Genomic DNA, 6,846 nt, shown 5'->3' with positions numbered 1-6,846 from the left:
GCTTCTCGACCGGATAGGCAGCCAGCACCGGCTCGCGGCACAAACGCCAGGGCCGCCCCGCCGTGAACAGCTGGGCCAAAGCCGCACTCAAGGGCACCGCTTCGGCCGCATCGATCCGCAGATCAAAGGCCACGGGCGGCTGGCGCAGGCCCACAAACACCTCGAGCAGTTCGCCGGGTCCCAGCACCGGAGCGCCCTCGTCCTGCACGGGCAGGGCAGAGGTTTCCAGGGCCGCTACCAGCTCGGGGCTGTCGGCCAGGCGCTGGCGCAGGCCGTCGCCCAGGCTGCCGCCACGCACCTCGCGGGCCAGCAGCTGATTAATACGACCAAGGGCCAGGAACACCTCCGGGCCGGGGGAGGCCAGCTTGCCGTTGCGCAGCATCGAGAGCTGGGAGTTGTGGACCCGGCCCAGATCGAGGGCCTCAGCCAGGGCCGGCAACACCCGGTGCGACCAGCCGTTGCGCTCATGCCACACCTTGATCAGATGGGCAAAAGCGACCCGACCCGATAGGAGATCTTCCCGGTACCCCACGCGATATGGATCCGTATTGCTACCATTCTACCGATCAGTACGGAGTCGGTCCGTTATGGCCGCACCAGTTAGTCCCAGCGCACCAGCCACCCAGCGCCTTGCCACCCGCAAGCCCGCCTTCATCAACCAAGGCGTCAGCGGCGAGCGCCGCGCCGAGGCCCTGCACCGGCCGCGCCATGGCAAGGCCGCTAGCGCCAAGGGGTCGAAAACCACCCCCTGGGTCACCATCGGCTTCATGGCCGTCATCCATGTGCTGGCGCTGGTTGCCCTGCTGCCCCAGTTCTGGAGCGTGCCCGCCGTGGCCAGCTTCCTAGTGCTCTATTGGGTCACCGCCTGCCTGGGCGTGACGATCGGCTACCACCGCATGCTCAGCCACCGTGCCTTCCGAGTGCCCCAGTGGCTGGAGCGTTTCTTCGCCACCTGCGGCGCCCTCAGCTGCCAGCACGGCCCGATCGATTGGGTGGGCCTGCACCGCCACCACCACAAGTTTTCCGATACGGAAGTGGATCACCACACCAGCCTCAAGGGCTTCTGGTGGAGCCACATGGCCTGGATGCTCCAGGCCATCCCCGCCATGGCTGCCGTGCCCCGGCTCACCGGCGATATCGCCAAAGATCCCTACTACCGCTGGTTGAACACCAATTTCCTATTGCTGCAGGCGCCCCTAGCCGCCCTGCTGTTTTGGATCGGCAGCGCCACGGGCGCTGGTGGCTGGGCCCTGGTGCTCTGGGGCATCCCCCTGCGCCTGGTCGTTGTGTACCACTGCACCTGGCTGGTGAATTCGGCCACCCACCTTTGGGGCAGCGTTGCCCACGACAGCGGTGACGGCTCCAAGAACAACTGGTGGGTCGCGGCGCTCACCTTCGGCGAGGGCTGGCACAACAACCACCACGCCTTTCCCCACTCGGCTCGCCACGGCTTTGGCCCCCAAATCGATCTCACCTGGCAGCACATCCGCCTTATGAGATTCCTGGGCCTGGCCAAGCACGTACGCCTGCCCGCAGCTGCATCGCCTCAGCGGACCTGAGGTCTGATCACCCCCTGATTTAGGGTGTTGGATCGGGTCTTGATCAATCTCCTACTTATTTGCCATGGCTAAGCGCGTTCAAGTCGTCCTCAACGCAGACGTTCTCAGCCTGGGCAAGAACGGTGATCTGGTGGAGGTAGCCCCCGGCTACGCCCGCAACTTCCTGGTTCCCACCGGCAAGGCCCAGCCCGTCACTGCAGCTGTGCTGCGCCAGGTGGAAGCGCGCCGCGCTAAGGAGGCGGAGCGTCAGGCTGCCCTCAAGGCTGAGGCGATCGCCTTCCGCACCGCCCTCGACACGATCGGCCGCTTCACGGTCAAGAAGCAGACCGGCGGCGACGACGTGCTGTTTGGCACCGTGACCAACGGCGACGTGGCCGAAGCGATCGAAGCTGCCACCAAGAAAGAAGTGGATCGCCGCGACATCACGGTGCCCGAAATCCACCGCACCGGCTCCTACAAGGTGCAGGTGAAGCTCCACCCCGAAGTCACCGCCGAGCTCAACCTGGAAGTCGCCAGCTTCTGAGGCCCGAGCCCCGAGTTGAAACCCCAGGGATAGGGCAGCTTGTGTGTTGAACCCCCACCGGTAGGGCCAGTGGGGTGGTCAAATGGCGACGCCGCACTCAAGATTGCCCTCCCGGCTAAGCGCCCCCCAAGATCATGGTGAGCGTTCCCCTCAACCAATCCAGCAGCCGCGAATCCCGTTCAGACGGGCGCTCGGAAGCTCGTTTTGAGGCCCTGCCCGACTCAGTGCCGCCCCAGAACCTTGAGGCCGAAGAGGCCGTGCTGGGCGGCATCCTGCTCGACCCAGACGCCATCGGCCGCATCGCAGACGTGCTGCAGGCAGAGGCCTTTTATCTCGGCGCCCACCGCGAGATCTACCGCACGGCTGTGATGTTGCACAGCCAGGGCAAACCCACCGACCTCACGGCGATGTGCGCCTGGTTGGCGGACACCGGCGCCCTGGAGAAGGTGGGCGGTCAGGGCCGGCTGGTGGAGCTGGTGGAGCGCATCACCTCAACGGCCTCGATCGACCAGGTGGCTCGCCTGGTGATGGATAAGTTTCTGCGGCGCCAGTTGATTCGCTCCGGCAATGAGGTGATTGCCCTGGGCTTTGATCAGAGCAAGCCGATGGAGCAGGTGCTCGATGAGGCCGAGCAAAAGATCTTCGCGATCAGCCAGGAGAAGCCCAGCACCGGCCTCACCCCCACCGCCGAGATCCTCACCAGCACCTTCAACGAGATCGAGAGCCGCTCCCTGGGCACCGCCGTGGCCGGCATCCCGTGCAACTTCTACGACCTTGATGCCATCACCCAGGGCCTGCAGCGCAGCGATCTGATCATCGTGGCCGGCCGGCCGGCGATGGGCAAAACCTCAATCGTGCTCAACATCGCCAAAAACGTCGCCCAGCTGCACCAGCTGCCGGTGTGTGTGTTCTCCCTGGAAATGAGCAAGGAGCAGCTCACCTACCGCCTGCTGTCAATGGAGGTGGGCATTGAAAGCGGCCGGCTGCGCACCGGCCGGCTGCAGCAGGAGGAGTGGCCCCTGCTGGGCCAGGGCATCAACAGCCTCGGCCAGCTGCCCCTTTTCCTCGACGACAAACCCAACTCAGGCGTGCTGGAGATGCGCTCCCTCTGCCGCCGGCTCATGGCCGAAACCGGCAAGGAGCTAGGCCTGATCGTGATCGACTACCTGCAGCTGATGGAGGGCTCCACCCCCGACAACCGGGTGCAGGAGCTCAGCCGCATCACCCGGGGCCTCAAGGGCATGGCCCGCGAGCTCAACGTGCCGGTGATCGCCCTATCCCAGCTGAGCCGCGGCGTCGAATCGCGCACCAACAAGCGGCCGATGCTCAGTGACCTGCGCGAATCGGGCTCGATCGAGCAGGACGCTGACTTGGTGCTGATGATCTACCGAGACGAGTACTACAACCCGGAAACCCCCGACCGGGGCATCACCGAAGTGATCGTGACCAAGCACCGCAACGGCCCGGTGGGCACAGTCAAGCTGTTGTTTGAGCCCCAGTTCACCCGCTTCCGCAACCTGGCGGCTTGAGCGGTGGCGCCTACGCAAGCACACCTCAAAGTAGTGACGGTGCAAACCGGCCACCGCTACCCCGATCTCTGGGTGAGTCGGCTGGCGGCAATGGTGGCCCGGCAGCTGGGCGAACCCCATCGCTTCATCGTCTACACCGACAGGCCGGAACCAGGTCGCTTTGGCGAACCAATCGCCAGCCATCAACAGCTGGTGCAACAGGACCTAGAGGCCGGCAGCCTGCGGGGCTACTTCAGCAAGCTGCGCCTGTTTGATCAGGCCCTCACGGGCAGCGATCCCTTCCTGTTTCTCGACTCCACGCTGGTGATCAGGGCCGACCTAGCCCCCCTGGTGGAGCTCGGCCGCAACGCAAGCGCCAGCCTGATAGGCGTGCGCGACTGGAACTACCCGATCCTCAATTCCTCGGTGCTGTGGTGCCGTCCCGACGCCCTCACCCAGGCGGTGTGGCAGTGCTGGCAGGAGGGTCGCTACGCCGGAGCACATTTTGCTGGCGACCAGAACTTCATCTTCCGTGTCTTCCAGGAGCTGGCGCCGGCAGCTCTTGCCTATTGGCCTGCGGAGCTGGTGCGCTCCTACAAGGTCCTGCGCAAGCTCGCCAGCCGCGATGCCGCCGCCGCCCAAAGCCAGCTGGAAGCCTGCACCATCCTCAAATTCCACGGCCGGCCCAAACCCGACGAAGTGCTGCACCCCTGGCGCCATCCCCGGCGCACGATCCTGCGCCATCCACTCCAGCCCAAGCTCTGGGGCTATCTCGCCGGCGAGATCCGCAACCACTGGCACTGAAAAAGGCAGGCTTGCCTCTTAAATAAACAAATGCCGTTCAGCACCCCAGCCACCCAGACGAGCGTGGAACCCTGCACCGAGCACTTCGACTTGATCGTGGTGGGCGGCGGCCACGCCGGCTGTGAGGCCGCCATCACCGCCGCTCGGCTAGGGCTAAACACGGCCCTGTTTTCACTCAACCTCGATCGCATCGCCTGGCAGCCCTGCAACCCGGCGGTGGGCGGTCCGGCCAAGAGCCAGCTGGTGCATGAAGTGGATGCCCTCGGAGGCGTGATCGGCCGGCTGGCCGATGCCACGGCCCTGCAGAAGCGGGTGCTCAATGCCAGCCGCGGCCCCGCTGTGTGGGCCCTGCGCGCCCAGACCGACAAGCGCCAGTACGCCCGCCAGATGCTGCAGCTGCTGCAGCACACGCCAAACCTGGCCCTGCGCGAAGCGATGGTGACCGGGCTGGTGGTGGAGGGCACCCCCGGCAAAGACGCCCGCATCAGCGGCATCAGCACCTACTTCGGCAGCAGCTACGGCGCCGCCGCCGTAATCCTCACCACCGGCACCTTCCTGGGCGGGCAGATCTGGGTGGGCAACCAGTCGATGAGCGCCGGCCGGGCAGGAGAGCAGGCCGCCGTTGGCCTCAGCGAAGCCCTCGAGGCACTGGGCTTCCAGATGGGCCGGCTCAAAACTGGCACCCCAGCCCGGGTAGACCGGCGCAGCATCGCCCTCGACCAACTCGAAGAGCAGCCAAGCGATGCCGTAGATCGCTTCTTCTCCTTTGATCCGGCCTCCTGGGTGAGCGGCGAGCAGATGAGCTGCCACATGACCCGAACCACGGCCGCCACCCACCAGCTAATTCGCGACAACCTTCACCTCACCCCCATCTACGGCGGCTTCATCGACAGCAAGGGGCCCCGCTACTGCCCCTCAATCGAAGACAAAATCGTGCGCTTCGCCGAGAAGGAAAGTCACCAGATCTTTCTCGAGCCCGAGGGACGCGACACGCCTGAGATCTACGTGCAGGGCTTCTCCACAGGCCTGCCGGAGCGGCTGCAGCTCGAGTTGCTGCGCACCCTGCCGGGCCTGGAGCAATGCGTGATGCTGCGGCCCGCCTACGCAGTCGACTACGACTATCTGCCCGCCACCCAGCTCAAGCCATCACTGGAAACCAAGCGGGTAGCCGGGCTGTTTTGCGCCGGCCAGCTCAACGGCACCACCGGCTACGAGGAAGCCGCAGCCCAGGGCCTGGTGGCTGGGCTCAACGCCGCCCGCCTGGTGCGGGACCAAGAGCCGGTGCACTTCCCCAGGGAGGGCAGCTACATCGGCACCATGATCGATGACCTGATCAGCAAGGATCTGCGCGAGCCCTACCGCGTACTCACCAGCCGCAGTGAATACCGGCTGGTGCTGCGGGGCGACAACGCCGACCGACGCCTCACCCCCCTAGGGCGGGAGCTGGGCCTGATCGACGAGCGGCGCTGGGCCATCTACAACGCCAAACAACAAGCCATCAGCGCCGAAAAACAGCGCCTGGAATCGGTGCGCCTCAAGGTCAGCGACCCGGCTGCCGCCGCCGTGGAGGCCCAGACCCAAGCCCCCATCAAGGGATCAATAACCTTGGCCGACCTGCTGCGCCGCTCCGGCTTCCACAGCAGCGATCTGGTGCGCCTAGGCCTGGCGCCGGTGGAGTTGCCAAGCGACGTGCGTGAGGGCGCTGAGATCGACATCAAATACAGCGGCTACCTGGCCCGCCAGCAGCAGCAGATCGACCAGGTGAAAAAGCAGGAGCACCGGGCCTTATCAGCAGACGTGGATTACGCCACCATTGCCACCCTTTCAAAGGAAGCCCGCGAAAAACTCAACTCGATCCAACCCCTCAGCCTGGGCCAAGCCAGCCGCATTCCAGGGGTAAGTCCGGCCGACGTCACGGCCCTGCTGCTCTGGCTGGAGCTGAAGCGACGGCGCCAGCAGCAAGACGGCTTTACCAACAGCAGTGTCAGAACCACAGAGCCGTAGCAGAGCAGAGACAGAGTCCACATCAATCAAGTAAAGCAAGATCTGCTGCCGTCCGTATGCCGTCAAGGCTGATGACGGCCTAACGTCGCGGTCCTAGAAGCGTGTCGCGCATAGATCAGCGCCCGAGCCCTCCATAGACGCCCTGAAATCTGCCCAGATCCTAGTGACAGCAAGCGATCTGGGCGAGAGAATTGGGCATGGTCAAGCCCAAATCGTTCCGGTCCTGGAACCCCGAGCAGACGCTGCTGCTGCCACCATCACCAATGGATTGGCTGCCGGAGAACCACCTGGTGTTCTTTTTGCTGGATCTGGCAGCCGAGCTGGATCTTGAGGAGATCCACGCCTTCTACCGGCAAAAGGACCCACGGGGTGAGAAGGCGTACGAGCCCCGAATGATGGTGGTGCTGCTCCTGTACGCCTACTGCGTCGGGTTGCCCAGCTCCCGAAA

At 64.9% G+C, this 6,846-nt stretch carries 6 protein-coding genes and 1 pseudogene; 6 read left to right on the top strand and 1 reads right to left on the bottom strand.

What is annotated here, in order from left to right; all coding sequences use genetic code 11:
• Positions 1-532: hypothetical protein (locus tag KBY74_RS12920; protein ID WP_254943044.1), on the bottom strand; the 532-nt coding region annotated here is incomplete at its 3' end.
• A gap of 55 nt (positions 533-587) precedes the next feature.
• Between KBY74_RS12920 and KBY74_RS12915 the strand changes: the two genes are divergently transcribed.
• The 6 genes and pseudogenes from KBY74_RS12915 to KBY74_RS12890 form a co-directional block, all read left to right on the top strand.
• Positions 588-1,559 carry a fatty acid desaturase gene (locus KBY74_RS12915; RefSeq protein WP_254943043.1) on the top strand — a complete coding sequence of 324 codons (972 nt, stop codon included), beginning with the start codon at positions 588-590 and terminating at the stop codon, positions 1,557-1,559.
• Positions 1,560-1,623: 64 nt separating this feature from the next.
• Positions 1,624-2,082 carry a 50S ribosomal protein L9 gene (gene rplI, locus KBY74_RS12910; protein ID WP_106502692.1) on the top strand — a complete coding sequence of 153 codons (459 nt, stop codon included), beginning with the start codon at positions 1,624-1,626 and terminating at the stop codon, positions 2,080-2,082.
• A gap of 134 nt (positions 2,083-2,216) precedes the next feature.
• Positions 2,217-3,611: a replicative DNA helicase gene (dnaB, locus tag KBY74_RS12905; protein ID WP_106502691.1), complete on the top strand. Its 1,395-nt coding sequence runs from the start codon at positions 2,217-2,219 to the stop codon at positions 3,609-3,611.
• A 3-nt stretch (positions 3,612-3,614) separates the two neighbouring features.
• Entirely contained in the window at positions 3,615-4,394 is a 780-nt protein-coding gene (locus KBY74_RS12900) for a hypothetical protein (RefSeq protein ID WP_254943042.1), read from the top strand.
• Between the two features lie 30 nt (positions 4,395-4,424).
• Positions 4,425-6,398 carry a tRNA uridine-5-carboxymethylaminomethyl(34) synthesis enzyme MnmG gene (gene mnmG / locus KBY74_RS12895; RefSeq protein ID WP_254943041.1) on the top strand — a complete coding sequence of 658 codons (1,974 nt, stop codon included), beginning with the start codon at positions 4,425-4,427 and terminating at the stop codon, positions 6,396-6,398.
• Between the two features lie 197 nt (positions 6,399-6,595).
• A pseudogene (locus tag KBY74_RS12890) lies at positions 6,596-6,846 on the top strand (IS5/IS1182 family transposase); the annotation flags it as partial.

Origin of the sequence: Cyanobium sp. A1C-AMD (assembly GCF_024346495.1) — a bacterium.
GTDB lineage: Bacteria > Cyanobacteriota > Cyanobacteriia > PCC-6307 > Cyanobiaceae > Cyanobium_A > Cyanobium_A usitatum.
Note: the sequence above shows the minus strand (reverse complement) of the source record. Positions and strands in the feature narration are given on the sequence as shown.